The sequence below is a fragment of the Janthinobacterium sp. LM6 genome, from assembly GCF_002002885.1.
Lineage (GTDB): Bacteria > Pseudomonadota > Gammaproteobacteria > Burkholderiales > Burkholderiaceae_D > Janthinobacterium > Janthinobacterium kumbetense.
Map to the genome: position 1 here is coordinate 2,118,829 of NZ_CP019510.1, position 26,737 is coordinate 2,145,565.

Sequence of the window (26,737 nt, forward strand, 5' to 3'; positions counted from 1 at the left end):
TACATTCATCCACAGCTAAGGAGCTAAACCATGTTGGAAAACAATATCACCACCGTCAATAACGATGTCAAAACCCTGGTCAAGGATGCCCAGGCCCTGTTCAGCGCCGCTGCCGCCCTGACCGGCGAAAAAGCCGACGAAGTGCGCGTCAAGGGCATGAAAACCCTGGATGCCGCGCTGGCCAAGGCGCACGAAGCGCAAGCGTCGGCCATCGTCGCCACCAAGCAGATGGCTGCCCAGGCTGACGGTTATGTCAAGGAAAACCCATGGCGCACCGTGGCCGTCGCCGCTGGCGTCGGCGTGCTGGTCGGCTTCATCCTGGGCCGCAAGTAATCCACTGTCAGGAGCGATATGGACAAGTCTGCTTCGTCTCACCAGGGGCCGGGATTGATCGGCTCGGTCGCCGGCCTGGCCAAGAACGCCGTCGGACTGATGTTGTCGCGGCTGGAACTGGCCACCATCGAACTGTCGGAAGTGCGCAATCACATGCTGCAACTGATTGTCATTTTCGCGTTGGCGACCGTGGCGGGCTTGTTTGCCATCGCTTACGGCAGCGTGCTGATCGTCTTCCTGGCCTGGGATAGCCTGGGCTGGAAGATCCTGGCGATCATGACGGTCGTGTTCGTACTGCTGGCCATCGCCCTGGTCATGTATGCGCGCGCCATGTTGCGTCAAGGAAAGCTGTCCATGCCGGCCACCATGGCGGAATTGAAGGCCGACCGCGACATGCTGATGTAAGCGGCCTTACGAGGAGAATTCATGTCGGAAAACGACAAACTGGCGGCGCAAGCCGCCCGCAAGCGCCTGCTGATCGCCCAGGGGGAAATGTACCGCGTGGGCATCGTGCATGCGCGCGCCAACGTGGGCTACGCATTGCGTCCCGAATCGATGCTGCAGGGCGTGGTCGAAACGGCCGTCGGCTTTGCCGGCCACCGCGTCGAATCCCTGCTGGCGCCGGGCGGCATGCGTTTGCAAGGCGCCATGCCTTACGTGCTGACGGCGCTGTCCTTTATCGGACGCAAGAAGCTGGTCAAGCCGGCCCTGGTCCTTGTGGCCGTGGCCGCCGTTGCCGCCAGCTGGCTGCGCCGCAAGCGCTGAACGCCAGCCGTGTTGCACAGGAACGCCGTCATTGACGGCGTTTTTTTTGCCCGTACCCAACGTCCGGCACGTGCAGGCGCAATCCCTTACAATGATTCACGCCGCACCCGCGCGGCGGACAGAGGGCCATCTTGATGACGAATTCAAAGACACCGATCAATCAGTTAAATCCCTCGCGCCTGCGCATCGTGCTGGTGCTGCAAGGCGGCGGCGCACTGGGCGCCTACCAGGCCGGCGTCTACCACGCGCTGCACGAACATGGTCTGGCGCCCGACTGGGTGGTGGGGACCTCGATCGGCGCCATCAATGCCGCCATTCTTGCCGGCAACAAGCACGAAGACCGGCTCGTGCGCTTGAAACAGTTCTGGCAGCGCGTGGCGCACCGCGACAGCATCGACATGAACCTGGTATCGGACCAGCAGCGCCGCTCGAACATCTGGCTGGCCACGCTCGATACGGTGCTGCGCGGCGTGCCCGGCTTCTTCAAGCCGCGTTCGTTCAGCCTGTTTCCGGCAGGAATCGCCGTCAAGCCGGAAGAGGCCAGCTTCTATGACACCAGCGAACTGGCCGGCACCCTCGAGGATCTGGTCGATTTCGATTACCTGAACCAGCCCGGCGGCATGCGCCTGACGGTCAACGCTCTGCGCGTCAAATGCGGCAGCCTCACCAGTTTCGACAGCCAGCAGCAACCCCTGACGGCGGACCATATCCGCGCCAGCGGCGCCTTGCCGCCCGGCTTTGCCGGCGTGCGCGTCGATGGCGACTTATATTGGGATGGCGGCCTGTACTCGAACACGCCGCTGGAAACCGTGCTCGACGACACGCCCCACGTCGACACCCTCGTCTTCATGGTGGACCTGTGGAGCTCGGAAGGGCCGGAGCCGACCACCCTCGACGAAGTGCAGACGCGGCAAAAGGACGTCACCTTCGCGTCGCGCTCGAAGCGGCATATCGCCGATTATGTCAATACGCATACCTTGCAGCGCAAATTGCGCGAACTGTACGCCGGGCTGCCCGACACAAAGCATAACCGCCAGCAGACGGAAGAGCTGGTCGCGCTGGGCTGCGACAGCACCATGCACATCGTGCGCCTGCCGTACGCGGGGCGCGACTGGCACATGGCGGCCAAGGACATCAATTTTTCCAAGGGCTCCATCGAGTGGCGCTGGGAGCAGGGCTACCAGGACGGCTTGCGCGCGATCAAGGCGGCCGGCTGGCTCGCCTTTGTCACGGAAGACACGCCGCTCGTGGTGCACGAACTGCCGCCTTACGAGCGCGACGCCGCTTAGCGACGCCTGCCAAAACCTGCTGCGCGTCGGTATAGGCGGCCTGCGATGCTCACCGGCTCGGCGCCCCCGTATAGAGTACGGTTGCGCTTCTTAGCCACCTCTCCCTTCCGCTCGCGACGGTTTTGTCAGGTGTTGCGGTTTGTCCGGCATCGCAACAGCACGGCGCATCACTGCGGATGGGCCGCTTCACGCAGTTTTTCCGCGTTCGCCATGTCTTGCCGGTAGGTGTCCTGCGCTTCCTTCAGGCAGGTGGCGCGCGCGGCGGACGGTTCCAGACGACAAGCTTTTTTGGCCTCGGCCAGGGCGGCGCTGATTTCCTTGCGCAGGGTGCGCAGCTGGGCTTGCGCCGTGCTGTCTTCCTGATACCAGCGTTGCGGGTCGCCCGGTTGCGGCGCGGCCGTCTGGGCCAGCGCCAGCGGCGCCAGGCTGCAGGCAAACAGGGTGGCCAACAGTGTGTTGTGGATAGTCATGATATTTCCTCCTTGAAATAAAAAAGGCGCCGTAGCGCCTTTTTTTACAACCTGCCCGTCAGTAATAGCAGGATCAGTATCACTACGACGAGGCCGGCGATGCCGCTGGGGCCGTAACCCCAGTTGCGGCTGTGCGGCCAGGTAGGCAGGACGCCGACCAGGGCCAGGATCAAGATGATCAGAATGATGGTGCCCATGGTATCTCCTAGTTGGTGCATGGTCCGGCGCAGGCTTGCGGGCAAGCCCTGCCAGGGGATTAATAGCGGTAGACGCGGCCGTCAACGATGCGCACGCGATTGCCTGGGCGCAAGTCATTCGCGTTGTCCTGCACCACGGTGCGGTATTCGCCGTTATCGAGGCGCACGCTGATCTGATAGCCCTGCGCTTGCTGCCTGCGGCCTTCCACCTGGTTGCCCACGACGCCGCCGGCGACGGCGCCCGCCACGGTGGCAGCCGTGCGTCCGCCGCCCGAGCCGATGGTGTTGCCCAGCAGGGCGCCCGCGATGCCGCCCACGACGGCGCCGGCGCCGCTGGTTTGTCCGCCGCCCTGCACGAGCTGGATGGAATCGACGGTGCCGTACATGGCGGACTCAGGCTGGTTGGCTGGATAGTATGGTTGTTGCGACTGGTAAGAAGGGCCGGTGGCGCAACCGCTCAGTACGGCGGTGGCGGCGAGCATCAGTGCAGCCATGGTGGCGTTGGTTTTCATTTTATTCTCCTGACGAGGTGAGGGTGTAGTGCCATCTTAGTCATGCCCCCGCCCCCGGTCTGTACGCTGCCGCACGTACTTATTTCGTGTCGAAATGGTATTTTTTACCACGGCGATCCAGCAAAACGTTGTTATTTCTCCCTGTCTTCCTCCCGCTTTCAAAATAAATTACTTGTGTACGGCAGCGTACAGAAGAGCGGCGACTATCCACGTAAAACGGTAGTCATGCCAAGCAGACATGCTTGCTACCACCAGGGAGAAATACATGAACAAGAATAAGCTTTTCACCGCCATCGTCGTCAGCCTGGCGTGCGCCGCCTGGGGCGGCCAGGCAGTGGCTGCCACGCCGGAAGCGAAAGCAGCTTACAAGGCGGCCAATGAGCAGGCGGGCCTGAATTACAAGCTGGCGCATGCGGAATGCGAAAAAATCACGGGCAACCCGAAGGAGGTCTGCATCGCCGAAGCGAAGGCCGTGCGGGCCTACGATGAAGCCGTGGCCCAGGCGCAATACACGAATACCCTGCGTGCCTACACCAAGGCGCGCATCAAGATTGCCGATGCCAACTACGACGTCGACCTGACGCGCTGCAATGCGCTGACGGGCAACGACAAGGATGTCTGCGTCAAGCTGGCCAAGTCCACCAAGGTGGCGGCCCTGGCCGACGCCAAGGCAGACAAGAAAGTCATCGAAGCGCGCAGCGATGCGCGCGAAGCAAAAAGAAAAGCCGAGTACAAGGTCGCGACAGAAAAATGCGATGCATTAGCCGGCGCAGCCAAGGATGACTGTATCAAGGCTGCAAAAACCCAGTTCGGTTACTGAGCTCCCTCCGGCGCGCAGTCACCAGACTGGTATAAGAAGCTCATTGTGAGCACATTGATTGACCACTCCTAAGGAAACCACCATGAAATTCACTAAATCTATCGCTACTGGCCTTTTCGTCGCTTCCCTGTTCGCCGTTGCAGGTTGCGCTTCGACCCCAACCAAGGAAGGCACGGGCGAGTACATCGACGACGCGGCCATCACCACCAAGGTGAAAGCCAGCATCTTCAACGAGCCTACCCTGAAATCGACGGAAATCAACGTTGAAACCTTCAAGGGCGTGGTTCAGCTGAGCGGCTTCGTGGCCCAGCCGTCGGATGCCGCCAAGGCTGGCGAAGTCGCCCGTGGCGTCAAGGGCGTGAAGTCGGTGAAAAACGACATCCGCGTCAAGTAATGGCCTGATTTGCCGCAGCGGCCCGCCCCATGGCTGGCCCTGCGGCCCACCACCGACCGTCGCGGGAATCGCATGCATATCCAGCCTACAGATACCCCGCCCGAGCCGGTGGCGGCCGCCTCCACCGAGCCTGCCGGGCCACCTCCCGGCGCGCCCGTGGAGCATCCGGACGCATCCCTGCGTTTGCCGCTGCATGTCCATGCGCGCGGCATGGCGCTGGGCATCATCGCCACCGTCAGCTTCATTTATGCGCTGCAGTGGGCACAGAAATTCCTCATTCCCGTCCTTTTCGGCATTTTCATTGCCTATACCCTCAATCCCGTCGTCGCCTGGCTGGAAAAGCTGCGCCTGCCGCGCGCCATCGCCGCCACGGCCGTGACGGCCCTGATCCTGTTCGGCTCCATCGTCGTGGTCGAGCGCGTGCAGGGCGAATTCGAATCCATCGTGGAAGAATTGCCGGCCGCCACACATAAACTGTCGCGCCTGATCGCCGCCAATACGGGCGGCAAGAACAGCACCTTCCAGAAGATGCAGGCCGTGGCCAATGAAATCGAGCAAGTGGCCGCCGGCGCCGAAGCGCGCCGCAACAACCGCCGCGCCGCCGCGGCCGAGGCGCCCAACTTCAAGATCATGGACTGGGTCTGGGCCGGTTCGCTGGGCCTGGTGGGCTTCCTCAGCCAAGCCACCATGGTCATCTTCCTCGTGTTTTTCCTGCTGCTGTCGGGCGATACCTTCAAGCGCAAGCTCGTCAAGCTGACGGGGCCGTCGCTGAGCCGCAAGAAAGTCACCGTGCACATCCTGGAAGACATCAATACCTCGATCCAGAACTATATGTTCATGCTGCTCGTCACGAATGGCTTGCTGGCCGTCCTGATGTGGATCGCCCTGCGCGTGATCGGCCTGGAAAACGCGGGCGCCTGGGCCATCGTGGCCGGCTTGCTGCACATCATGCCGTATTTCGGCCCCTTGCTCATCACCATCGCCACGGGTCTGGTGGCCTTTTTGCAGTTCGAATCGCTGGAAATGGTCTTGCTGGTGACGGGCACGTCGATGGCCATCGCCACCCTGGTGGGCACCTTTGTCACCACCTGGATGACGGGGCGCATCGCCCGCATGAATCCCACGGCCGTGTTCATCAGCCTGCTGTTCTGGGGCTGGCTGTGGGGCGTCTGGGGCTTGCTGCTGGGCGTGCCCATCATCGTCATCGTGAAAGTCGTCGCCGAGCGCGTGCAGGGCATGGAAGTGGTGGCCGAGCTGCTGGGCGAATAGTTTGCGGCAGCACAAGAAAAACGGCGCCCGCGGGCGCCGTTTTGACATGCGTCAGCCAGCTCAGGACTGGTGGCGTTTCAATATCTTGACTTGCACGTCGCCATCGTCCGTCTTCGGCATATCCTTCATGCTGCCCAGCTGCAGGGCGAACTGGCGCGTAAACTCGGCGCCCAGGAAGAAGATTTGCGCCGAGTAATATACCCACAGCAGCAGGGCCACCAGCGACCCGGCCGCGCCATAGCTGCTGGCCACGCCGCTATTGCCGATATACACGCCAATTGCATATTTCCCCAGGGAAAACATGAAAGCCGTGCCCACGGCGCCGATCACCACGTCGCGCCAGGACAGGCGCACGCGCGGCAGCATTTTATAGATGACGGCAAACAGGCTGGCGATGACGGCAAAGCCGATCAGGTTCGACAAAATGGTAAACAGCACGGCCGTGTCTTTCCACACGCCTTCCCAGAAGTTGGCGAGGATGGCCATGGCCGCATTGACCACCAGCGACACCATCAGCAGGAAGGCCAGCACCAGCACCAGGCCGAAGGAGAGCAGGCGCGTGCGCAGCATGTCCCAGGCGCCCGCTTCCTTCAGCGGCGGTACTTGCCAGATTTCATCCAGACTGGCTTTGAGCTCGGCAAACACGCTGGTGGCGCCAAACAGCAGCAGGGCGCTGGCGATGAGGGTGGCGATGCGGCCCTGCTCATGGTTCTTCGCGCCGGCCAGCACCAGCTGGATGGCTTCGGCGCCCTGCGTGCCCAGCAAGCCCTGCAATTGCCCCATCAGCTCGCCGCGCGCGGCGGCCGGGCCATAGAAAAAGCCCGCGATGGCGATCACCAGCACGAGGATGGGGGCGATGGAAAACAGGGTGTAATAGGCGAGGGCGGCGCCCTTGCTCGAGGCGCGGTGTTCCAGCCATTCGGTGACGGAACAGACGATGACGCTGCGCATCTGCTTGCTGAACGGCGCCAGGCCGGCCAGTCGGGGATAGCGGGTAGATAAATTCATGATGGCTTTCAATGCAAAAAAGGGGCGCGAGCCCCTTTTTTTATTCACAAGTGGCGTACCACTGTTGAGCTTACTGCACGCGGCGTTCGATGGTGATCTGTTCCACTTCAACGCGGCGGTTTGGTTCCAGGCACTTGATCAGGTCGGCACGCTTCTTGTTATCGCAGGTGACGACAGGATTGGTGGAGCCCTTGCCTTCGGCCGTCAGGCGGTTGGCGGCCACACCATGGGCGACCAGGTATTCCTTGACTGCATCAGCGCGCTGCTGCGACAGTTTCAGGTTGTACTTGGGCGAACCGATGCGGTCGGCATAACCACTGATGACGACGTTGTTGACGTCCGGCGCTGCGTTCAGCACGCGGGCGATTTCGTCGAGCTTGGTCTGTGTCGGACCCAGCTTGGCGCTGTCGAACGCGAACAGTTCCGTTGCCGCCATCGTCACTTTTTCAAAGCGTGGCGGCGGTGGCGGCGGTGGTGGCGGCACGACCACGACGACTTCCTCGCGCACTGGCGGCGGTGGCGGTGGCGGCGGCGGTGCAGGCGGTTTGTCGAACGCGAAGTTCAGGCCCACGGTGACATAGTAATTGTTGGACTTGCTGCTCGGGTCGAAGGTATTGCCGCGCAGGAAGCCGTGCACATTGCGCACGTCAGCCTGGAACGACAATTGATCGTTGATCGTGGACTGGAAGCCCAGGCCCACGCTGGCGTAAGGCGAGCTCTTGCTGCGCTCACCGAAGGCGAAGCTGGTGTCCTTGTCGCGCTGCATGCCGGCACCGACCAGCAGGAAGGGACGGAAGGCTTTGCGCGAGAACATGTACAGGCCGTCTACGCCCAGCGTATTTTGCTGGTAGCGCTGACCGCCATCCTTGGAGCGGGCGTACGTGGTGCCCAGCTGGATATCCCAGTCCGGCGAAACGGGTTTACCGAAACGCAAGCCTGCGCCATAGCCGGTTTTATCCGTGGCGAAGTCGGAATCTGGCTTGAGTGCGTTGAGGCTGGGTTGAATGTACCAGGAGGGATTGATTTCCTGGGCCTGTGCGCCGAGGGCGGAGCACAGTACTGCGGCGGCGACGGCGATTTTTTTTAGATTATTCACAAGTAACTCCCAACGTTGATAAGAGATTTTCTCTACTGCATCAATGCGACAACTGCCAGACATGCTATTGCTAGAGGTAGACGACAATTCCAGGTGCGCTTTCTTGCGATAAATGCACTGCTGTTGGACTAGAGAATACGGTTGCAGGTTCAAGTGGTCGGTGCGTTGGCGCACAAAGCATTGTTGTATATCAATGGTGTTGCAGATTCACGACAAAGACTTCGCTGTTGAAAAAAACTAATTCGCCTCGGTAAATTTTTGCAATCGCGGCCACTTCCTGGCGCCGCGACCAGAGGCAATCGTACGACTTGTTACTAGCGTGCCACTGTATATTAGCAATAATGATGAGCTTGATAACTAATATTACATTGATGTTGTATTCCTGCCGCGTTCTGTTGCCTTGCCGGGCTTCCTCCGGGCAACTTTTACGCGCCGCAGCCAGCTCCCCACTTTTCATCAAGGAGTCACCCGTGCCTGATCACCCCCGTGTTGTTTCTTCCCCGCTGTCCGGCAAACTGGGTCCGCTATGTCTGCTGGGCCTGCTGCTGTCGCCGGGTCTGGCCATGCCGGCCTGGGCCGATAGCGGCGTGTCCTTGTTTTCGCCGAGCGGCACGGTCAAGGCCGTGCGCCAGGTGCGGGCCCAGTTCGCCACGCCGATGGTGCCGTTCGGCGACATGGGCTTGTCCGCGCCGTTCGCCATCGATTGCGGCAAGGCCGAGCCTGGCGTCGTGGCGGGCGCGGGGCGCTGGGCCGACGAGCGCAACTGGAACTTTGATTTCGAGCGCGACTTGCCGGCCGGCGTGGCGTGCAGTTTTAGCTTGAAAGCGGGGCTGAAGGACGTGGCGGGCCAGCCCTTGCAGGGAAGCACATCCTACCGTTTCAGCACGGGCGGGCCGGCCATCGTCGAGGCCGTACCGTATGACGGCCAGCCGTATATCGATGAAAACCAGATCTTCGTGCTGGGCCTGGACGCCGCGCCGAACGAGGCCAGCGTGGCCGCCAACGCGTATTGCCGCGCCGACGGGATCAATGAAAAGATTCCCGTGCGCCTGCTCAAAGGCAAGGAACTGGAGCAGGTCTTGACCCTGCGCAAGAGCTTTCTCGACCGCTACCTGACCGTGTATTTCAAGAAGCGGGGCACGGTCTGGAAAGTGGGCATGCCCGTCGCCAGCAAGGGCGCGCCGCCGCTGCCCGTCACCGTGCTGCAGTGCAAGCGCAGCTTCCCCGCCAATGCCAAGGTGTCGCTCGTGTGGGGCGAGGGCATCGCCAGCGCCAGCGGCATCGCCACGGACAAGGCGCAAACCCTGCAGTTCAAGACGCGGCCCGATTTCACGGCCAAGTTCAGCTGCGAGCGCAGCAATCCGAAGGAGCAGTGCATCCCCTTCCTGCCCATGCGCGTGCAGTTTTCCGCGCCCGTGAGCGCGGCGCAGGTGCGCGCCATGACCCTGAAGGGGGGCGGCAAGACGTATGCGCCGACGATATCAAAAGACGAGGAAAAGGCGCAATTCCTGTACGGCGCCACCTTCAACGGTCCGTTTCCCGTGCAAGCCAGTTTCGTGCTGAACTTGCCGCCGAAATTGACGGATGATGCGGGCCGCGTCTTGCTCAACCGCGCGCGCTTCCCCATGACGGTGCGCACGGGCGAACAGCCGCCGCTGCTCAAATTCCCGGCCCCGTTCGGCATCATCGAAGCGAAGGGCGACGGCTTGCTGCCCGTCACCGTGCGCAATATCGAGCCCGTGCTGTCAGGCAAGGAAGTCGCGCAAGCCTCGGCTGCCGCCACGGGCGCCACCTTGCGCGTGCCCGACAATGACGACAAGTTCATCATCGAGTGGATGCAGCGCCTGGCCGGCAATGGCGACGGGGGCGAATACTGGCAGCCGTACGCCCAATATGCGGGCAACATGAGCAAATCCGTGCTGGCGGACGCCCCCGGCACGCGCCCCCTCAGCCTGCCGCGCCCCGATGGCAAGAAAACCTTTGAAGTGATCGGCATCCCCCTGCAAAAGCCGGGCTTTTATGTGGTCGAGCTGGCCAGCCCCATCCTGGGCAAGGTGCTGCTGGGCAAACCGACGACGGCCTACATCCGCACGGCCGCGCTGGTGACGAATCTGGCGGCCCACTTCAAGCACGGCGCGCAATCGTCGCTCGTGTGGGTGACGTCGCTGGACAAGGGCGCGCCTGTTGCGAAAGCGCAAGTGGCCGTGCGCGACTGCGCCGGCAAGCTGCTGTGGCAAGGCGCCACGGGCGCGGACGGCGTGGCGCACATCCCCGGCGAGCTGGCCAATTCCAGCTGCAAGAATAATGGCCGCTACTTTATCAGTGCACGCAGCGGCGGCGACATGACGTTCACGCTGTCGGACTGGGTGGGCGGCATCGAAGCCTGGCGTTTCAATTTGCCCACGGACGACACGCGCGCCGACAACACCTTGCTGGCCACGGTTTTCGACCGCACCTTGCTGCGCGCCGGCGAAACCGTGCACATGAAGCATTTCATCCGCAAGCACACGGGCGAGGGCATGAGCCTGGTCGACAAGAACAACGGCCCCGGCAGCGCCACGTCCGTCGTCATCACGCACCAGGGCAGCGACCAGAATTACCAGTTGCCCCTGCGCTGGTCCGCCGGCGGCACGGCGGAAAGCGACTGGCTCATTCCCGCCGACGCCAAGCAGGGAGAGTACAGCGTGACGATGGCGGGCCGTCCATCCGGCAGTTTCCGCGTAGAAGCCTTCCGCGTGCCGACCATGAAAGCCGTGCTGCAGGGACCGAAGGCCCCCGCCGTGCAGGCGAAGCAGCTGGCCCTCGATGCGCAAATCACGTATCTGGCCGGCGGCGCCGCCACGAATGCGCCCGTCAAGCTGCGCACGGTGCTGCAGGACAAGAGCGTGACGTTTGCCGACTATCCCGATGTCAGCTTCAGCAATGGCGACGTGAAGGAAGGTCTTGTCAAACAGGGCACGGGCTACGACGACGATGAGGGCGAATGGCAGGACGAAGGCCATGGCGTTGCCGGCGCCGGCGCGGCGGCCGCGCGCACGCAAAGCTTGACCCTGGACAAGGCGGGCGGCGCGCGCATCGTCATCGACCAGCTGCCGCAGCTGTCCACGCCGCGCGACCTGGTGGCGGAAATGGCCTTCCAGGATGCGAATGGCGAGACGGCCTCGGTGGCTGCGCGGGTGCCGCTGTGGCCGTCCAACTATGTGATCGGCATCAAGCCCGACGCCTGGGCCCTGAGCAAGGATGCGTTCAAGTTCACGGTCGCCGTGCTGGGCACGAATGGCAAGCCCGTGGCGAACGCCCCGGTCGCCGTGGACTTCTTCCAGCGCAACAGCTATTCGCACCGCCGGCGGCTGATCGGCGGTTTCTATGCATATGAAAACAGCAGCGAAGTGGTCAAGCTGGGCCCTGCATGCTCGGGCAAGACGGACGCCAAGGGCCTGCTGATGTGCGACGTGAAGGCGCCCGCCAGCGGCAATCTGATTTTGCGCGCGCGCACGCAGGATACGTCCGGCAACGCGGCGGTGGCCAACCGCGAAACCTGGGTGGCCGGCAGCGGCGACTGGTGGTTCAACGCCAGCGACAATGACCGCATCGACGTGCTGCCGGAAAAGAAACGCTATGAACCAGGCCAGGAAGCAAGCTTGCAGGTGCGCATGCCGTTCCGCTCGGGCACGGCACTGATCACGGTCGAGCGCGAAGGCATCCTCGACACCTATGTACGCCAGCTCAATGGGCGGGAACCGGTGGTGACTATCCCGGTCAAACCGAACTATGCACCGAATGTGTATGTCTCCGTGTTTGTCGTGCGGGGCAGGGTCGATGGCGTGCAGCCGACGGCCTTGGTCGACCTGGGCAAGCCGGCTTACAAGATGGGCATTGCACCGCTGAACGTGGGTTGGCAGGCGCATGAACTGAACGTCATGGTGGTGTCCGACAAGGAAGTATATAAAACACGCGACAAGGCGGAAGTGTCCGTGCGCGTGCGCCGCGCCGATGGCAAGCCGCTGCCGGCGGGCGCCGAAGTGGCGCTGGCAGCCGTCGACACGGGCTTGCTGGAGCTGATGCCCAACGATAGCTGGAAATTGCTCGACACCATGATGGCGCAGCGCAGCCTGCAGGTGGAAACGGCGACGGCCCAGATGCAGGTGATCGGCAAGCGCCATTTCGGCCGCAAGGCCTTTCCGGCAGGCGGGGGCGGCGGCAAGGGCGCCAGCCGCGAGCTGTTCGACACCCTGCTGTTCTGGAAGGGCACCGTCAAGCTCGACGCCAAGGGCGAAGCGACCGTGCAAGTGCCGCTCAACGATTCCCTGACGGGCTTCCGCATCGTCGCCATCGCCAGCGCGGGCAAGGAATTGTTTGGTACGGGCAGCACGGACATCCGCAGCTCGCAAGACTTGATTTTGATGTCGGGCTTGCCGACCCTCGTGCGCGAAGGCGACCAGTTGCGCGCCGGATTTACCGTGCGCAACACCTCGGCCGCATCCTTGAGCGTGGACCTCAACGCCAGTGCGGCCGGCAAAGCCTTGCCGCGCCAGAGCTTGACCTTGGCGGCGGGCGAAGCGCGCGAAACGGGCTGGGATTATCAGGTGCCGCTCGGCGCGACCAGCATTGTGTGGGAGATAGTCGCGAAGGCGGGAAACGGGTCTGGCAACACCACCGATAAACTGAAAATCACGCAAAAAGTGGGCCAGGCCACGCCCGTGCGCACGTATCAAGCCACCTTGCAGCAAATCGACAAGCCCATCAATATGTCCGTGCAGATGCCGGCCGGCGCCTTGCCGGGCCGGGGCGGCATCCAGACGAGCTTTGTCGCCAAACTGGGCGGCGAGCTGCCCGGCGTGCGCGAGTACATGGCGGCCTATCCGTACACGTGCTTCGAGCAAAACACGTCGAAGGCCATCGCCCTGCAAGACCAGGATGCGTGGAACAAGCTGGCCGCCAGCCTGCCTGCCTACCTGGACAGCGACGGCCTGCTGAAATACTTCCCCATCATGGAGCAGGGCAGCGACAGCCTGACGGCGTATGTGTTGTCGGCAACCCGGGAGGCGGGCTATGCGATTCCCGAACAGACGAAAAACCGCATGGAAGCAGCCTTGACGGCCTTCGTGCAGGGCCGCATCGTGCGCCGTTCCGCGCTGGATACGACCGACCTGGCCGTGCGCAAGCTGGCCGCGCTGGAAGCGCTGTCGCGTTCGAACAAGGTGCCGCCCGATGCGCTGGAGAGCATCAGTATCAGCCCGAACCTGTGGCCGACGTCCGCCGTCATCGACTGGAGCTTGTTGCTGCAACGCACGCCAAGCCTGGCGCGCCGCGATGTCCTGCTGGCCGAGGCGCAGCAGATATTGCGCGCGCGCCTGAATTTCCAGGGTACGACCATGGGCTTTTCCACCGAGCGCAAGGATAACTGGTGGTGGCTGATGGTCTCCGGCGACGTCAATGCCAACCGTTTATTGCTGGCCGTAATGGACAATCCGGCGTGGAAGGACGACATCGGCCGTCTGGTGCGCGGCAGCATGGGCCGGCAAAAGAAGGGCCGCTGGGATACGACGGTGGCCAACGCCTGGGGCACCCTGGCGATCGCCAAGTTCTCGGCCAAGTTCGAAGCCACGCCCGTGACGGGCGCCAGCGCCGTCAAGCTGGGCAGCGATACGCAAGCGCTCGTGTGGAATGGCGCGGCGAAGGTCGGCCCCGTGCTGCAAGCGTGGCCGAAGGGCACGGACACCCTGGGTCTGGCGCACAGCGGCACGGGCAAGCCTTGGGCCACCGTGCAAAGCCTGGCGGCCATCCCGCTCAAGGCGCCCGTCTCCAGCGGTTACACGATCAAGAAAACCATGACGCCTGTGGAACAGAAGAGCACAGGCCAGTGGTCGCGCGGCGATGTCTACCGCGTGCGCCTGGACCTGTCGGCGCAGGCGGACATGAGCTGGGTGGTGGTCGACGACCCGATCCCGGCCAGCGCCACGGTGCTGGGCAATGGCCTGGGCCGCGATTCGCAGCTGCTGACGGCCGGCGAAAAGAACACGGGCTGGGTCTGGCCCACGTTCGAGGAACGGGCCTTCGACGCCTTCCGCGCCTATTACGCCTTCGTGCCGAAGGGTAACTGGAGCGTGGAATACACGGTGCGCCTGAACAATGCGGGCGACTTCAGCCTGCCGGCCACGCGCATCGAAGCGATGTATTCGCCCGAGATGTTTGGCGAAGCGCCGAACGCGAATGTCAAGGTGGCGCAGTGAAGAGTTTGATGTTTGTCATGGGCTGCCTGCTGGCCGGCCCGGTCTTCGCTGAAGCGATCCTGACGCCGGCCCAGGTGCAGGCCGCCTACCGCAGCTCGGAAGCGCAGCTGCTGGACCGCAGCGGCGCGCCGCTGCAATCGTTACGCGTGGACATGAAAGTGCGGCGCCTGCCCTGGGTGCCGCTGGCCGATATTTCCCCGGCCGTGCAGCAGGCCGTGCTGCTGGCGGAAGACCAGCGCTTCATGCGCCATGGCGGGGTGGATGTATCCGCACTGGCCACGGCCGCCTGGGACAATCTGTTTGCCAAGAAAGCCCGCGGCGCCTCGACCATCACCATGCAGCTGGCGGGCCAGCTGGACGCGGACTTGCAGGCGTCCTCGGGCGGACGCAGCCTGCGCCAGAAGTGGGACCAGATGCGTGCCGCCCAGGCCATCGAGGATAGCTGGAGCAAGGCGCAGATTTTCGAAGCGTATCTGAACCTCGTATCGTTCCGCGGCGAATTGCAAGGCATCGCCTCCGCCTCGTACAGCCTGTTCGGCAAGGCGCCGTCGGGCCTGAACCAGACGGACGGCATCATTTTGGCCAGCCTCGTGCGGGCGCCGAACGCGCCACCTGCCGCCGTCACGCGCCGCGCCTGCGCGCTGGCAAAAGAGTGGCGCATGGACAGCAGTTGCCAGCTGATCGGCCAGCGCGTGCAGACGGCCTTGCAGCGCACGGCCCTGTACGCGGACCTGGCCCCTGCGCCGCAAGTGGCGCAGCAGTTATTGAAACAGCCGGGCGCGCAAGTCGCCAGCACCCTCGATGGTCCCTTGCAGCGTTTCGCGCAGGAAAATCTGCGCCAGCAGCTGGGATCTTTGCGCGAGCGCAATGTCAACGACGGCGCCATCATCGTGTTAGATAACCGCAGCGGAGAGATCCTCGCCTATGTGGGCAATGCGGGCGGCAGCCACGTCGATGGCGTGACGGCCCTGCGCCAGGCCGGTTCCACCTTAAAACCGTTTTTATATGAACTGGCCATCGAGCGCCGCCTGATGACGGCCGCCTCCGTCATGGACGACTCGCCGCTCGACGTCGCCACGGCGTCCGGCATGTATGCGCCGCAAAACTACGACCGCAATTTCAAGGGTTACGTCAGCGCCCGCACCAGCCTGGCCAGTTCCCTCAACATTCCCGCCGTGCGCACGGTGCTGCTGACTGGGCAGGACGGTTTTTACAACCGCCTCAAGGACGTTGGCCTGTCCAGCCTGACGGAACCGGCCGAATACTACGGCCCGTCGCTGGCGCTCGGTTCATCGGAAGTGACCCTGCTGGAATTGGCCAACGCCTACCGCGCGCTGGCGAATGGCGGGCTGTACAGCACCGCCAGCCTGCAGCCGGGGCAGGCTGGCAAGGATCGGCGCCGCGTGATGGAAGCGGGCGCCGCCTTCATCGTAGGCGACATCCTGGCCGACCGCGCCGCGCGCAGCATGACCTTCGGCTTGCGCAACGAGCTGGGGACGAATTTCTGGAGCGCCGTCAAGACGGGTACGAGCAAGGACATGCGCGACAACTGGTGCATGGGCTACTCGGCGCGTTACACGGTGGGTGTGTGGGTGGGCAATTTCGACGGCAAGCCCATGTGGGACGTGTCGGGCGTGACGGGCGCCGCGCCCGTGTGGCGCGACGTGATGGATTATTTGCACAGGAACGTGCCCAGCCATGCGCCGAAAGCGCCGCCAGGCGTGCAGCAGCAAATGGTGGCCTACCAGCCTGCGCTGGAAGCGCCGCGCCGCGAATGGTTTATCGCCGGGACGGAAAGTCCCGTCATCGCCGTCGTGGGCGACACCGTGAAGCCGCCCGCCATCGTGTATCCGGCCGAGGACAGCATCCTCGCCATCGACCCCGACATCCCGCCCGCCCTGCAGCGCGTCTTCTTCCAGGCCCAGGGCAGCCACGGCTTGCACTGGGTGCTCGACGGCAAGGATATGGGCGGTGCGGCGGAGAGCATCAGCTGGCGCCCCGTGCCGGGCAAGCATGCGCTGGCCCTCGTTGATGACGCCGGCAAGACGGTGGCGCAGGTGGCGTTCCAGGTGCGGGGCAATGCGCTGGCGCAGCTGAACTAGACGGTGTGGCGTTGACCCTTGGCCCGCTTGCTATCCGCCACTTCCGGCGCCAGCCACAGCAGCAATACCCAGACAAGAAAAGAGAGGCTGCGCTGCAGCGGCACGCTGCACAGGCTGAAAATAATGACCCAGGCGAAAGAGTACGTACGTGGTACTTGCGCGTAATCGAGCAGCCACAGCGTGGCGGCCATGGCGATGAACATGACCGGCAGGGCAAACCACCATTTGCGTTCGATTGGCGACATGATTTCCTAAGAAAGTGTGTTTCACCGATTCTAGCGCAAAAGTTGCTAAAAATTACGGCGCGCTGATGATCTTCGTCAGCGCGATGCGGTACGCCGGCTGAACGTCGCCATCTTTGTCCAGCTTGTCCGTCATGATCACGCCGAAACCCTGCGCGTACCACACGTATTCGCCGCTTTTCCCCTTGCTCTTGCCGCCCACGTCGCGCAGTTCGAACTTGCAGGCGTCGGGGAAGCGGCGGCCGCCCAGTTCCAGGCGTTCCCAGCCCAGGAAGGTGATCGAGAAATCGCGTTGATCGGTGCGCGTGGAGGTGGTGATCTTGTCGGACAGGCCGGCCAGCGGGTAGTGGGTGCTCGTTTGCGTGTCCGTGAACTGCACGCGCACTTCCTGGCCGGGGCGCATGTTGGCGGGGATGGCGGACTGCGGCGTGTAGACATTCTTGCTGCGCACGGTGCCGTCTTCGTTGTAATGGACCGTGCCCGTCAGGAAGACCTGGCCGTCGCGGATGTCCTGGTAGGACGTGGCCAGCAAGACGCCGCCGTCGAGGATCAGCTGGATACCCTTGAGTTTCCTGCCCTCGAACATTTCCTCGACGTTAAATTGCGCATCGCCATTGTTCTTGCTGAACTTGACGCCCGTCGTCAGTTCCATGCACTCGCCCACCGTGGGCGCTGCCTGTACGCTCGCGGCCGCGAATACGCTGGCCGCCACCAACACTTGCCATGCTGCTTTCATTGTCATCCTGAATATATTGCAAAGGCGCGATGATAACGTGCCTTGGAGCAATGTGGCGCAGCGCTGGAGGCAGACTTAGCGGCCCGGCGCGACTGGCGTCGCTGGCGGCGCGGTGGCCGGTCCGCTGGCGGCCGGGGTATCCGGCGTGGCCACGGGCTTGCCGCGCCGCGTGCGCTTGTCCGTGCGCGTCTTGGCGGGCTTGGCGTCGTGGATCGGCTTGCCCTTGTTGTCCAGTTTGTCGGACTGATCCGATTTCTGGCCCGGATCATTCGGATTGTTGGTGTGGTTGCCCGTCTGGTTCACATTCGTCGTCGACTGGGCTTGCACCCAGGCGCCGCCGACGGTCATCAGGGTGGCGGCCAGCAAGAGAGCGGCGGTTTTCATGGCAGTGTCCTGTGCAGAAGTAAGGTTGAGCTTGCATTCTCACACAGGAGCCCGCCCGCACGGGTAGGACGCCGCCTCATGGCCGTGTCGGCTAATTGCTTCAGATCAACGGAATTGTTCCGTCGAGATATCGAAGCGCTTGAGCTTGTCGTACAGGGTTTTCTTCGGGATATTCAGGCTGGCGGCCGCGTCGATGACGTTGCCGTTATGGCGGCGCAAGGCTTCCTCGATGATGGAAATCTCGAAGGTGTCGACTTGCTCGGCCAGCGACGCCTCGCGGCAGCCGGCCGGGCTTAGGGTATCGTCCAGCAAGCCCAGCACGAAGCGGTCGGCCACGTTGTGCAGCTCGCGCACATTGCCGGCCCAGCGCTGCGCCATCAGCGAGGCGATCAGTTCGCCGCTGACGAGGGCGGCCGGCTGGCCGTAGCGCAGGGCTGCCTGCAGCACGAAAAATTCGAACAGCAGGGGGATATCCTCGCGCCGGTTGCGCAGGGCGGGCAAGGTCAGGCTGGCCACGTTCAGGCGGTAATACAGGTCGGGCCGGAATTTCCCCTGCTCGGCCAGCACATTGAGGTCTTCCTTGGCGGCGGCGATCACGCGGAAATTGACGGAAATCAATTTGTTGGAACCGAGGCGCTCGACCTGGCGCTCCTGCAGCACGCGCAGCAGTTTCACTTGCAGGGCCAGCGGCATGCTTTCGATTTCGTCGAGGAACAGGGTGCCGCCGTTCGCGTACTCGATCTTGCCGATGCGCTGGCGCTGCGCGCCCGTGAATGCGCCTTCCTCGTGGCCGAACAGTTCCGATTCGAAGATCGATTCGGGCAGCGCGCCGCAATTGATGGCCACGAACGGGTGGTCGCGCCGCTCGCTGAAGTCGTGCAGGCAGCGGGCGATGAGTTCCTTGCCGGTCCCCGTTTCGCCGAGGATGATGATGTCGGCCGATTTCGGCGCCAGGTTCAGCACCAGCTGGCGCACCTTGGCCATGGCCGCGCTGCGTCCCACGATGCGCGCCTCGATGCCGACCCGCTGTTCGAGCTGGCGGCGCAAGTTCATGTTTTCCAGCACCAAATGGCGTTTATCCAGGGCGCGGCGGCACACTTCCACCAGCAAGTCGGCGGAAAACGGTTTTTCGATGAAATCGTAGGCGCCACGGCGCATGGCGCCCACGGCCATCGACACGTCGCCGTGGCCCGTGACGAGGATGACGGGCAGGCTGGCATCCTGCGCCACGGCGATATCGAGCAGTTTCAAGCCATCCATGCCGGGCAGCTTGATGTCGCTCAATAAAATCCCCGCAAATTCGGGCACCAGATAAGGCAGCGCTTCCTCGGCCGTGGCGACGGCCGTCACTTGCAAGCCCGCCAGTTCCAGCGATTGCCGCGCGCCCTTGCGCACGACGGCGTCGTCTTCCACCAGCAGCACTTGCATGCCTTCAAAATTATTCTCATGCATCGGGTGTTTCCTCTGTCTCTTTATTCTTTCCCCCCGGGGCGCAGCTGAGGGTGATGGTAAATTGCGCGCCGCCCCCTTCCTGCGCGCTGCGGTTGCGCACGGCCAGCGCGCTGCCGGCCGCGCGCAGTATGCCAGCGCTGATCGACAAACCCAAGCCCAGCCCGTGTTCCTTGGTGGTATAGAAGGGGTCGAAAATCTTGTCGAGCGAAGCGAGCGGGATGCCGGGGCCATTATCGGTGATATGCAGCACGGCGAGGTCGCCTTCGCGGCGCACCTGGAACCATATCTGCACGGGCTCGTTCTCCGGCACGGCATCCATGGCGTTCGTGATCAGGTTGGTAAACACCTGTTCCAGGCCGATGGCGTTGCACAGCACGATGATGTCGTCCTCAAGCCAGCTTTCATGCAGGGTCAGGCGCTGCGAGTTCTTGCGCGTGCGGATTTGCAGCATGGTTTGCGCAAACGCCTGGCGCACGCTGACGGGCTTGCGCGCATCGTCGCTGCGCCGCGCAAAGCCTTTCAGTTGCGAGGTGACATAGCCGAGGCGCTTGACGAGGTCGGAAATGGTCGACAGGTTGTCGAGCGCGTCGTCGATGCGTCCGCGTGCCAAAAACACCTTGGCATTGTCGGAAAACGTCTGCAGGGCGGCCAGCGGCTGGTTCAACTCGTGCGTGACGCCGGCCGCCATCTGGCCGATGGCCGCCAGTTTGCCGCTTTGCACCAGTTCCGCCTGGGCATAGCGCAAGGTCTGCTCGGCCCGCTCGCGCTCGGCCACTTCCGCCTGCAGGCGGCCGTTCGCGTGGACGAGGTCGGCCGTGCGCTGCTCGACCTTGATTTCCAGCTGTTCATAGGCACGCGCCAGCGTTTGCTGGGCGTTGAGCTTGTCGGCGATGCGGCGCCGGCGCTGGCGCGCATACATCAGGGCCAGCAGCAGCAAGGCCCAGCCCAGCGCGGCGGCGATGGCCGCGTTGCGCGCCGCCTCATCGACCTGGTCGAGCTCGGCCAGCACGGTGATTTGCCATTGCAGCGGGCCCAGCGCGCGGTTCACGGCCAGATAGTCCACCTTGTCGGCGCTGCCGGACAGGGCGGGCGTGTCGCCCGTCTGCGCACGTTCCAGTGTCATCACGCTGGCGCCATCGGCGAACTGGCGCCGCAGCCGGTGCGGCAAGATGGGCAGGTTTTCCTGCAGGAATTGGCGCTGCGCGCTGATATCGTTCTTCGCGGCTGGCGACAAAGGCGCCAGGGTCTTGAACTTGAAGGCTTGTGTGGTCGCCAGGATCAGCACGCCATTCGCATCCTTGACCCAGATCTGTTCACCGGCGCCGGGCGTGCGCCACGATTGCTCGATCCAGTCCAGGTTGACCTTGGCGGCGACGATGCCGATGATGCGCCCGTTGCGCTGCACGGGCTGCGAAATGAAATAGCCGGCCTCGAAGGTGGAGGCGCCGATGCCGTAGAAGCGGCCGATGCCGCCCGCGATCGCATCCTTGAAGTAGGGCCGGAAACCGTAGTTGACGCCCACATACGAGCTGCGGTCTTGCCAGTTGCTCGACGCCAGGGTCGTGCCCTTGTCGTCGAGCACGTAGACGGCAAACGCGCCCGCGCGGCGGTTCATGTCGACCAGGTAGGCGTTGATCTGCGTGACCTTGTCGGCGCTGGGCTGTTCCAGTAGTTGCGCTACGGCATCGCTCTGGGCCACGGCCAGGGGCAGGAATTCGTACTTGTTGAGGGCGCCGCCGATGGACGCCGCATACAGTTCCGCGCGCGAATCGAGGGTGCGGTGCAATTCATCGAGCTGGCGCTGCTTGACCCAGGCATACGACGCCCACGTCAGCACGACCAGCGAGCCCACGGCCAGCAGGGGGGCAAGCAGCTGTCTCAGGGGCCATTTGCCGAATGCCATGGTGCTCCGTGTGTCGGGTTAAATACGACGGTATTGTAAGGCTGAAACCCGCAAGTCGAAGACTGGGGTCGGACCTTAAGGTCCGACCCCGGCACTTGCTTTCGGGTTAACTTGCACGACGATTAATCAGCAGTGCTGGCCATCGTCTCCGCATTATGGTGCCTTTGCTGCTCTTCCATCACCATCTCGCCCAGCATGCGCTTGAGGCGGTTGAACTCCGGGTCGCTCGGGTCGCGCGGGCGGGGCAGTTCGATGGCCACGTCGCGCTTGATGGTGCCGGGACGGTAGGTCATGACGATGGTGCGGTCGGCCAGGTAGATCGATTCCTCGATCGAGTGCGTGACGAACACGATGGTAGTGCCGAAGACTTTCCAGATTTTCAGCAATTCATCTTGCAGGTTGCGCCGCGTCAAGGCGTCCAGCGCGCCGAACGGTTCATCCATCAGCATGATCGGCGAATCGAGGGCCAGCACGCGGGCGATCGCCACGCGCTGGCGCATGCCGCCGGACAAGTCTTTCGGGTAGCGGGCGCGGAACTCCGTCAAGCCCAGCATGCTCAGCAGCATATCGACCCGCTCCTTGATCTCGGCCGGCGTCTTGCCGGCGATTTCCAGGCCGAAAGCGATATTGCTTTCAATCGTCATCCACGGGAACAGCGCGTATTCCTGGAACACCATGCCGCGGTCGGGGCCGGGTTCGGTGATCAGCTTGCCGCCGGCCAGGATCTGGCCCGACGTCGGCTGCGAAAAGCCGGCGATGGCGTTGAGCAAGGTCGACTTGCCGCAGCCGGACGGCCCCAGCAGGCAGATGAACTCGCCGCTGGCGATTTCCAGGTTGATATCCTTCAGGGCGATGACGTCCGCGCCGCCCGTGGTGAAAATTTTATTGACTGCATTGATATTGATCGTGGTCATGGCCGTTCCTCTCAGTGTTCCAGGCCGCGGTGCCACTGCAGCAAATGATTATTCAGGGCATTCATGGCCATGTCGATGGCCAGGCCGAACAGGCCGATGGTGAACATGCCGGCGATAATCTTGTCAGACCAGAAATATTCGCGCGCTTCCAGGATGCGGAAGCCGAGGCCGCTATTCACGGCGATCATTTCCGCCACGATCACGACGATGAAGGCCGTGCCCATGCCGATGCGGGCACCGGCCAGGATGTACGGCGTGGCGGCCGGCAGGATGACGCGGCGGAACATGGTCATCTGGCTGGCGCCCAGGTTGCGCGCGGCGCGGATGTAGATGCCGTCGACCTGGCGCACGCCGGCGATGGTATTCATCAGCACGGGGAAGAAGGAGCCGATGCTGATCAGGAAGAAGGCGGGCGGGTTGCCCAGGCCGAACCATAAAATGGCCAGCGGAATGTAGGCGATCGGCGGAATCGGGCGCAGCACCTGCACCAGCGGGTCGAACAGTTTATAGATGGTCTTGTTGGTGCCCATCAGCAAGCCCAGCGGCAAGGCCAGGCCGGCGCCGATGGCAAAGCCGCCCAGCACGCGCGACAGGCTGGCCCAGGCGTCATGCGGCAGTTCGCCGGAGAACATCCACACCAGGTAATTGCCCGTTTCGGGCGTGTAGGCTTGCATCGGCACCAGGTATTCATACCATTTCACCAGCACGGCCACGGGCGAGGGCAGGATTTGCGGGTTGATCCAGCCGAAGGTCGACATGGCTTGCCACAGCAGCAGCACGGCGACGGGCACGGCGGCGCCGTGCGCGAAGCGTTTCATCATTTGCATATTCATCGTGATACTTTCAGATTAGCGAGGAGCGTAGGACTTCTTGGCTTTTTCCAGCAGATCCAGCTTGACCCAATCCTTGGCGGCAGGCGCCTTGGCCATGCGGCCCACGCCGAATTTCACCATGTAGTCGGTGGTCAGCTGCACGTGGCTTTGCGTGATGTCTTCCGTGAAGATGGCGTTGTCGATGGCGTCACGGTAATCGTCGGTCGTGATCTGGTTCTTGAACATCGATTCGCGCACGTATTTTTCCGCCAGTTTCGGGTCGGCCAGGAAGGCGCGCGTGGCGGCGACGAAGCAATCCATGAAGCGCTGGGCCACGGCAGGTTTCTCTTTGTACATCTTTTCCGTCATCACGAGCGCGCGCACGGGCTCGCCCAGCGGCGTGTCGTAAGGCTTGATGATGGCCGCGCCGTATTTCTTGTGGATGGCCTGGGTCGAGTACGGCTCGGACTGGCTCATGACGTCGATATCCTTGGTCAGCAGCGCCTGGTTCAAGTCAGGATAGCCCATGTACAGGATCTGCACGTCCTTGCCCGGCTTGTCGGACCAGGTCAGCTTGGCCTTGGTCAATTCGGCAAACAGCAGGATTTCCTGCGGGCCGCCGCGCGTGACGCCGACTTTCTTGCCTTTCAGGTCGGCGATGCCCTTGATGTTCAGGTCGGGACGGCCGACGATCTGCACGCCGCCCTTGGCGAAGCCGCCCACCAGGTACACGGGCAAGCCCGTGGCGCGGCCCGTGATGGCCGCTTCCAGCGCGCTGGCGGACACGTCGATTTCGCCGGCGATCATGGCCGGCACGATGTCGAGGCCCTTGGCGAAGATGCGTTCCTCGATTTTCAAGTCGTATTTGGGCGCGATCTCCTTCATGTAGGCAACGGCGCCGTAATGGGCGAATTTCAGGTTGCCCAGGCGGACCAGGTCGGCCGCATGGACGGCCAGCGGGAATTGCGCGGCCAGTGCGACGGCGACGGCCAGTGCCTTGGTGTTCAGGAAGGACGAGATGCGGAAGGTGCGTGCCATGCTGTTGTCTCCAAAAGGTAGATGGTTTTATATAGTGGGTCGGGCTGCCGCTCTGACGGCGGTTATGAAAATATAAAAGCATCTTCCGTGCCAGTGGAGCGCATTTTGACGTTTATTGCAAGTGATTGTTTATAAAGGTTTAATTTGAATCTAGTGAAAATGGGAAATGGCGAGATTCCGTCTTTCCGCACGAGGAGAGGAAAGGCTGTGCGGATTGCCGCATTTTGGGAGCGGTGCGCGCCTGGCTTGCGGTGCCGCATGCCGGTGAACCTTCAGGGCGTGGCCGACTCCAATCGTAAAAAAACGCGTTGCAAACAGGCTGGCAACGCGTAACTCCCCCGTGGAGTAGGGATGGCGCCGCGCGGGCACCCGTCTGAGGCCGTGTGCCGGCCTCGACTTTAGTCTTTAGTTCGGCGCCGTGGCCGGTGGCAGGGCGGGCGCGGTGGCGGGATCGGTCAGCGGCGCAGGCGGCGTCGTGCTGCCGGGACCCGCTTCCGGCATGGCTGGCGTGACGGGGGCAGGCATCACTTGTGGGGCGGACGCGGGATTGGGCGCCGTTTCGGGCAGGGGCGCCTCGGCCGGTTTTTTACAGGCGGACAGGGTGACAAGCAAGGCGGCGGCCAGCAGGGCGGGCATTTTCATGATGTTTCCTTTGCAAGAGTCGAAGGTTCGCGATGCGGGCGGCGGGCGCCGCGCGCGAAGCTTGAATTTATTGCAATGGCGATTCCGCTTCTGTTCGCTATTTCACTTTGCGCCACGAATGGCGGCACAGGCTCGTCCTGCCGGGTTTTCAGATATCATTTTTAGATGCCATGAGAGAAAGAATTCAGTAGGGCAATATTTTTCACTTTCTTGCTTCTAATGTTCGTTAACGCACAGACCGCAGCCGCCGACACGGGCATTCTGTGCCCAGACGCTCAGGATTCGTGGTGTTCTGGTATAAAAATTGCCAAGAACTTAACAATCCGGGCTACCGGCAATCGTTTAAAAGGAGTATTCAAATGCATGCAATGACTCAGTCTCACGTGAAGAGCGAATTAAAGGCAGCGCACCAGGAACTTCGTAGCCCCGAAAAAGGCTCGCAAATGGTAGAACGCGCAGCACCTATCCCCCCGGAACGCATGAATCCCATTTCCATGGCACCGATCGAGCGCGTGCGTTCGACGTCGGCCACCCTGCGCCGCATCGAAAACATGCAAAAGCTGATCGGCGAATTGTCGCTGCACGAAATGCTGGCCGACGAAATCGCCTGGTTCCTCAAGTTTTCGCCATCGGGCGCCCGCAAATACATCCGCGACCTGCGCGAAGCGGGCGTGATCGAACTGGCCCGCTACATCGAAGGCACCGCCACCTACCTGGGCAAGGCAGTGTACCAGCTGACGCCGGACCCTGAGCGCGTGCGCGCCTTCCTGGCCGCCATCGTGCAGCCAAAACGCGAAGGTGCGCCACCGCGCAAGGATCGTCCAGGCTTGCGCGAGCAAAGCATGGCAGGCAGCGGCCGCCACTTCCACATCCTGGCCGATGACACGCATTACGCCATCCGCGTCAACCGTGGTCCCGTGACGCGCGATCCGCTGGTGGCAGCCCTGTTTGGCGCGCCGCAGCAAAAAGCGGCCGAGTAAAAACTGCGTCTGAGCGGCCGCCTGGCGGCTGACGGGCGTCGCTTGTGGTTCGTATTATCAGACGCATGTCGAAAGCCGGGTGACAGCCCGGCTTTTGGCGTTGGGGCAAGCCCTTTGACCTTGGCGGATTGAAAAGATATTAATCAACCCCATGTGGGCTGGACTGCCGCCCGCAACGCGCGGGTTCACTTGAAGGAGCTTGTCCTTGTCTGCCTACGCCGTGTTTTCCTGCCCCCATGCCTTCATTGTCCTGACGCGGGCCGCCGCATGAACCCGCTGCTGTGGATCGCCCTCGTCACGGCCGCCATCGTCTTTGCGCTGTGGTTCCCCCGCTGGCGCCTGAAACGGGCCTTGTCCAGGCCCTTGCCGCCCGAAGGTCTGGCCGTGCTGGAAAACAATATTCCCGTCTACCGGCATATGCCGGCGTCGCTGCAGCAGCAATTGCGCCGCCTGGTCGTGCAATTTTTGTATCAGAAGAAATTCGTCGGCTGCGGCGGCCTGGAAATCACGGACGAGATGCGCTACACCATCGCCGGCCAGGCGTGCTTGCTGCTGCTCAATCGCCAGACGCAGGTGTATCCGGAACTCGACACCATCCTCGTGTATCCCACGGAATTCATCGTCACGCGCGATGAAGTGGGGCCGGGCGGCGTGGTCACGCCCTCGGCGAATGGTTTATTGGGCGAATCCTGGGGTGATGGCCGCGTGGTGCTGGCCTGGGACCACGTGCAGCGGGGCGCGGCCGACTGGAGCGATGGCCACAATGTCGTGCTGCATGAATTCGCCCATCAGCTCGACAGCGAATCGGGCGCCGCGAATGGCGCGCCCTACCTGCCCAGCGTGTCGAGCTACCGCAGCTGGGCCACCGTGCTGTCGCGCGACTTCGACAACCTGCGCCACGACGCCATGTACCAGCAGCAAAGCGTGATGGATCACTACGGCGCCACCAATCCCGCCGAATTCTTTGCCGTGGCCACGGAAACCTTCTTTGAAAAGCCGTACCAGATGGCCGAACACCATGAAGAACTGTATGCGCAATTCTTGCAGTACTACAAGGTCGACCCGCGCGACTGGATGGCGCCGCCCGTGGAACCCGAACACATGGCTTCGCCATTTCCCAACTACGCCCCGCACTGGTAAGCGGGG

Annotated in this window: 25 protein-coding genes; 11 read left to right on the top strand and 14 right to left on the bottom strand. The window is 62.8% G+C overall.

Translation table 11 applies throughout. The features are described from left to right. The first annotated feature begins 30 nt into the window (after positions 1 to 30). From BZG29_RS09415 to BZG29_RS09430, 4 genes are all read left to right on the top strand, one after another. A complete protein-coding gene (locus BZG29_RS09415) occupies positions 31 to 333 on the top strand; it encodes a DUF883 family protein (protein WP_035826246.1) in 303 nt (100 codons plus the stop codon). A gap of 18 nt (positions 334 to 351) precedes the next feature. Beyond that, a complete protein-coding gene (locus tag BZG29_RS09420) occupies positions 352 to 738 on the top strand; it encodes a phage holin family protein (RefSeq protein ID WP_034758936.1) in 387 nt (128 codons plus the stop codon). 21 nt (positions 739 to 759) lie between these two features. Further along, on the top strand, positions 760 to 1,098 hold the full coding sequence (locus tag BZG29_RS09425; protein ID WP_035826249.1) for a hypothetical protein: 339 nt from the start codon (positions 760 to 762) through the stop codon (positions 1,096 to 1,098). 134 nt (positions 1,099 to 1,232) lie between these two features. After that, positions 1,233 to 2,387, top strand: a complete 1,155-nt coding sequence (locus tag BZG29_RS09430; RefSeq protein ID WP_077401554.1) for a patatin-like phospholipase family protein — start codon at positions 1,233 to 1,235, stop codon at positions 2,385 to 2,387. A 167-nt stretch (positions 2,388 to 2,554) separates the two neighbouring features. Here BZG29_RS09430 and BZG29_RS09435 read toward each other — a convergent pair whose 3' ends face one another. From BZG29_RS09435 to BZG29_RS09445, 3 genes are read right to left on the bottom strand one after another with little or no spacing between them, the layout of a single operon-like run. Next, positions 2,555 to 2,857 carry a hypothetical protein gene (locus BZG29_RS09435; RefSeq protein WP_077401557.1) on the bottom strand — a complete coding sequence of 101 codons (303 nt, stop codon included), beginning with the start codon at positions 2,855 to 2,857 and terminating at the stop codon, positions 2,555 to 2,557. A gap of 44 nt (positions 2,858 to 2,901) precedes the next feature. Next, positions 2,902 to 3,054, bottom strand: a complete 153-nt coding sequence (locus BZG29_RS09440; protein ID WP_010396415.1) for a DUF3309 family protein — start codon at positions 3,052 to 3,054, stop codon at positions 2,902 to 2,904. A 59-nt stretch (positions 3,055 to 3,113) separates the two neighbouring features. Continuing rightward, positions 3,114 to 3,566: a glycine zipper 2TM domain-containing protein gene (locus BZG29_RS09445; RefSeq protein ID WP_077401560.1), complete on the bottom strand. Its 453-nt coding sequence runs from the start codon at positions 3,564 to 3,566 to the stop codon at positions 3,114 to 3,116. Positions 3,567 to 3,831: 265 nt separating this feature from the next. On the opposite strand from BZG29_RS09445, the gene BZG29_RS09450 reads away from it, so the two are divergent. The 3 genes from BZG29_RS09450 (at position 3,832) to BZG29_RS09460 (ending at position 6,049) form a co-directional block, all read left to right on the top strand. Next, entirely contained in the window at positions 3,832 to 4,386 is a 555-nt protein-coding gene (locus tag BZG29_RS09450) for a hypothetical protein (RefSeq protein WP_077401563.1), read from the top strand. 82 nt (positions 4,387 to 4,468) lie between these two features. Continuing rightward, positions 4,469 to 4,780: a BON domain-containing protein gene (locus BZG29_RS09455; protein ID WP_046682432.1), complete on the top strand. Its 312-nt coding sequence runs from the start codon at positions 4,469 to 4,471 to the stop codon at positions 4,778 to 4,780. Positions 4,781 to 4,957: 177 nt separating this feature from the next. Beyond that, complete coding sequence (locus BZG29_RS09460) at positions 4,958 to 6,049, top strand: AI-2E family transporter (protein WP_077409033.1); 1,092 nt, start codon at positions 4,958 to 4,960, stop codon at positions 6,047 to 6,049. 60 nt (positions 6,050 to 6,109) lie between these two features. On the opposite strand, the gene BZG29_RS09465 is transcribed toward BZG29_RS09460, so the two are convergent. Further along, complete coding sequence (locus tag BZG29_RS09465; protein ID WP_077401566.1) at positions 6,110 to 7,057, bottom strand: YihY/virulence factor BrkB family protein; 948 nt, start codon at positions 7,055 to 7,057, stop codon at positions 6,110 to 6,112. A 70-nt stretch (positions 7,058 to 7,127) separates the two neighbouring features. Next, positions 7,128 to 8,153: an OmpA family protein gene (locus BZG29_RS09470; protein ID WP_077401569.1), complete on the bottom strand. Its 1,026-nt coding sequence runs from the start codon at positions 8,151 to 8,153 to the stop codon at positions 7,128 to 7,130. Between the two features lie 470 nt (positions 8,154 to 8,623). On the opposite strand from BZG29_RS09470, the gene BZG29_RS09475 reads away from it, so the two are divergent. Both BZG29_RS09475 and pbpC read left to right on the top strand, forming a co-directional pair. Beyond that, positions 8,624 to 14,386: an MG2 domain-containing protein gene (locus BZG29_RS09475; RefSeq protein WP_253192840.1), complete on the top strand. Its 5,763-nt coding sequence runs from the start codon at positions 8,624 to 8,626 to the stop codon at positions 14,384 to 14,386. Between the two features lie 17 nt (positions 14,387 to 14,403). Next, positions 14,404 to 16,488, top strand: a complete 2,085-nt coding sequence (gene pbpC / locus BZG29_RS09480) for a penicillin-binding protein 1C (RefSeq protein ID WP_077409034.1) — start codon at positions 14,404 to 14,406, stop codon at positions 16,486 to 16,488. Here the strand turns inward: pbpC and BZG29_RS09485 are convergent. The 9 genes from BZG29_RS09485 to BZG29_RS09525 all read right to left on the bottom strand — a co-directional run bounded on the left by BZG29_RS09485 (position 16,485) and on the right by BZG29_RS09525 (position 24,611). Continuing rightward, positions 16,485 to 16,733 carry a hypothetical protein gene (locus BZG29_RS09485; protein WP_077401575.1) on the bottom strand — a complete coding sequence of 83 codons (249 nt, stop codon included), beginning with the start codon at positions 16,731 to 16,733 and terminating at the stop codon, positions 16,485 to 16,487. The two genes, pbpC and BZG29_RS09485, sit on opposite strands and share 4 nt — an antisense overlap. A gap of 52 nt (positions 16,734 to 16,785) precedes the next feature. Next, positions 16,786 to 17,466 carry a hypothetical protein gene (locus BZG29_RS09490; RefSeq protein ID WP_077401578.1) on the bottom strand — a complete coding sequence of 227 codons (681 nt, stop codon included), beginning with the start codon at positions 17,464 to 17,466 and terminating at the stop codon, positions 16,786 to 16,788. A gap of 75 nt (positions 17,467 to 17,541) precedes the next feature. Then, positions 17,542 to 17,850, bottom strand: a complete 309-nt coding sequence (locus BZG29_RS09495) for a hypothetical protein (RefSeq protein WP_077401581.1) — start codon at positions 17,848 to 17,850, stop codon at positions 17,542 to 17,544. A 105-nt stretch (positions 17,851 to 17,955) separates the two neighbouring features. Continuing rightward, the gene (locus BZG29_RS09500) at positions 17,956 to 19,302 is read right to left on the bottom strand and encodes a sigma-54 dependent transcriptional regulator (protein WP_034758888.1); all 1,347 of its coding nucleotides are present in this window, start codon (positions 19,300 to 19,302) and stop codon (positions 17,956 to 17,958) included. After that, a complete protein-coding gene (locus tag BZG29_RS09505) occupies positions 19,295 to 21,205 on the bottom strand; it encodes an ATP-binding protein (protein WP_077401584.1) in 1,911 nt (636 codons plus the stop codon). The genes BZG29_RS09500 and BZG29_RS09505 overlap by 8 nt, the downstream gene beginning before the upstream one ends. 122 nt (positions 21,206 to 21,327) lie before the next feature. Beyond that, the gene (locus tag BZG29_RS09510; RefSeq protein ID WP_077401587.1) at positions 21,328 to 22,119 is read right to left on the bottom strand and encodes an ABC transporter ATP-binding protein; all 792 of its coding nucleotides are present in this window, start codon (positions 22,117 to 22,119) and stop codon (positions 21,328 to 21,330) included. A gap of 11 nt (positions 22,120 to 22,130) precedes the next feature. Next, positions 22,131 to 22,952 (bottom strand): ABC transporter permease, encoded by an 822-nt coding sequence (locus BZG29_RS09515; RefSeq protein ID WP_077401591.1) that lies wholly within the window; start codon positions 22,950 to 22,952, stop codon positions 22,131 to 22,133. Positions 22,953 to 22,967: 15 nt separating this feature from the next. After that, positions 22,968 to 23,969, bottom strand: coding sequence for an ABC transporter substrate-binding protein (locus tag BZG29_RS09520; RefSeq protein ID WP_077401594.1), 1,002 nt, complete (start codon positions 23,967 to 23,969; stop codon positions 22,968 to 22,970). A 405-nt stretch (positions 23,970 to 24,374) separates the two neighbouring features. After that, complete coding sequence (locus BZG29_RS09525; protein WP_077401597.1) at positions 24,375 to 24,611, bottom strand: hypothetical protein; 237 nt, start codon at positions 24,609 to 24,611, stop codon at positions 24,375 to 24,377. A 479-nt stretch (positions 24,612 to 25,090) separates the two neighbouring features. On the opposite strand from BZG29_RS09525, the gene BZG29_RS09530 reads away from it, so the two are divergent. Both BZG29_RS09530 and BZG29_RS09535 read left to right on the top strand, forming a co-directional pair. Continuing rightward, on the top strand, positions 25,091 to 25,591 hold the full coding sequence (locus BZG29_RS09530) for a winged helix-turn-helix domain-containing protein (RefSeq protein WP_010396453.1): 501 nt from the start codon (positions 25,091 to 25,093) through the stop codon (positions 25,589 to 25,591). 267 nt (positions 25,592 to 25,858) lie between these two features. After that, the gene (locus tag BZG29_RS09535) at positions 25,859 to 26,731 is read left to right on the top strand and encodes a M90 family metallopeptidase (protein WP_077401605.1); all 873 of its coding nucleotides are present in this window, start codon (positions 25,859 to 25,861) and stop codon (positions 26,729 to 26,731) included. The last annotated feature ends 6 nt before the right edge of the window (positions 26,732 to 26,737 follow it).

Excerpts from the sequence above, each read along its gene's own strand:
- BZG29_RS09415 (WP_035826246.1), top strand. The coding sequence starts at position 31 with ATGTTGGAAAACAATATCACCACCGTCAATAACGATGTCAAAACCCTG.
- BZG29_RS09420 (WP_034758936.1), top strand. The coding sequence starts at position 352 with ATGGACAAGTCTGCTTCGTCTCACCAGGGGCCGGGATTGATCGGCTCG.
- BZG29_RS09425 (WP_035826249.1), top strand. The coding sequence starts at position 760 with ATGTCGGAAAACGACAAACTGGCGGCGCAAGCCGCCCGCAAGCGCCTG.
- BZG29_RS09430 (WP_077401554.1), top strand. The coding sequence starts at position 1,233 with ATGACGAATTCAAAGACACCGATCAATCAGTTAAATCCCTCGCGCCTG.
- BZG29_RS09435 (WP_077401557.1), bottom strand. The coding sequence starts at position 2,857 with ATGACTATCCACAACACACTGTTGGCCACCCTGTTTGCCTGCAGCCTG.
- BZG29_RS09440 (WP_010396415.1), bottom strand. The coding sequence starts at position 3,054 with ATGGGCACCATCATTCTGATCATCTTGATCCTGGCCCTGGTCGGCGTC.
- BZG29_RS09445 (WP_077401560.1), bottom strand. The coding sequence starts at position 3,566 with ATGAAAACCAACGCCACCATGGCTGCACTGATGCTCGCCGCCACCGCC.
- BZG29_RS09450 (WP_077401563.1), top strand. The coding sequence starts at position 3,832 with ATGAACAAGAATAAGCTTTTCACCGCCATCGTCGTCAGCCTGGCGTGC.
- BZG29_RS09455 (WP_046682432.1), top strand. The coding sequence starts at position 4,469 with ATGAAATTCACTAAATCTATCGCTACTGGCCTTTTCGTCGCTTCCCTG.
- BZG29_RS09465 (WP_077401566.1), bottom strand. The coding sequence starts at position 7,057 with ATGAATTTATCTACCCGCTATCCCCGACTGGCCGGCCTGGCGCCGTTC.
- pbpC (WP_077409034.1), top strand. The coding sequence starts at position 14,404 with ATGGGCTGCCTGCTGGCCGGCCCGGTCTTCGCTGAAGCGATCCTGACG.
- BZG29_RS09485 (WP_077401575.1), bottom strand. The coding sequence starts at position 16,733 with ATGTCGCCAATCGAACGCAAATGGTGGTTTGCCCTGCCGGTCATGTTC.
- BZG29_RS09490 (WP_077401578.1), bottom strand. The coding sequence starts at position 17,466 with ATGAAAGCAGCATGGCAAGTGTTGGTGGCGGCCAGCGTATTCGCGGCC.
- BZG29_RS09495 (WP_077401581.1), bottom strand. The coding sequence starts at position 17,850 with ATGAAAACCGCCGCTCTCTTGCTGGCCGCCACCCTGATGACCGTCGGC.
- BZG29_RS09500 (WP_034758888.1), bottom strand. The coding sequence starts at position 19,302 with ATGCATGAGAATAATTTTGAAGGCATGCAAGTGCTGCTGGTGGAAGAC.
- BZG29_RS09505 (WP_077401584.1), bottom strand. The coding sequence starts at position 21,205 with ATGGCATTCGGCAAATGGCCCCTGAGACAGCTGCTTGCCCCCCTGCTG.
- BZG29_RS09510 (WP_077401587.1), bottom strand. The coding sequence starts at position 22,119 with ATGACCACGATCAATATCAATGCAGTCAATAAAATTTTCACCACGGGC.
- BZG29_RS09515 (WP_077401591.1), bottom strand. The coding sequence starts at position 22,952 with ATGAATATGCAAATGATGAAACGCTTCGCGCACGGCGCCGCCGTGCCC.
- BZG29_RS09520 (WP_077401594.1), bottom strand. The coding sequence starts at position 23,969 with ATGGCACGCACCTTCCGCATCTCGTCCTTCCTGAACACCAAGGCACTG.
- BZG29_RS09525 (WP_077401597.1), bottom strand. The coding sequence starts at position 24,611 with ATGAAAATGCCCGCCCTGCTGGCCGCCGCCTTGCTTGTCACCCTGTCC.
- BZG29_RS09530 (WP_010396453.1), top strand. The coding sequence starts at position 25,091 with ATGAATCCCATTTCCATGGCACCGATCGAGCGCGTGCGTTCGACGTCG.
- BZG29_RS09535 (WP_077401605.1), top strand. The coding sequence starts at position 25,859 with ATGAACCCGCTGCTGTGGATCGCCCTCGTCACGGCCGCCATCGTCTTT.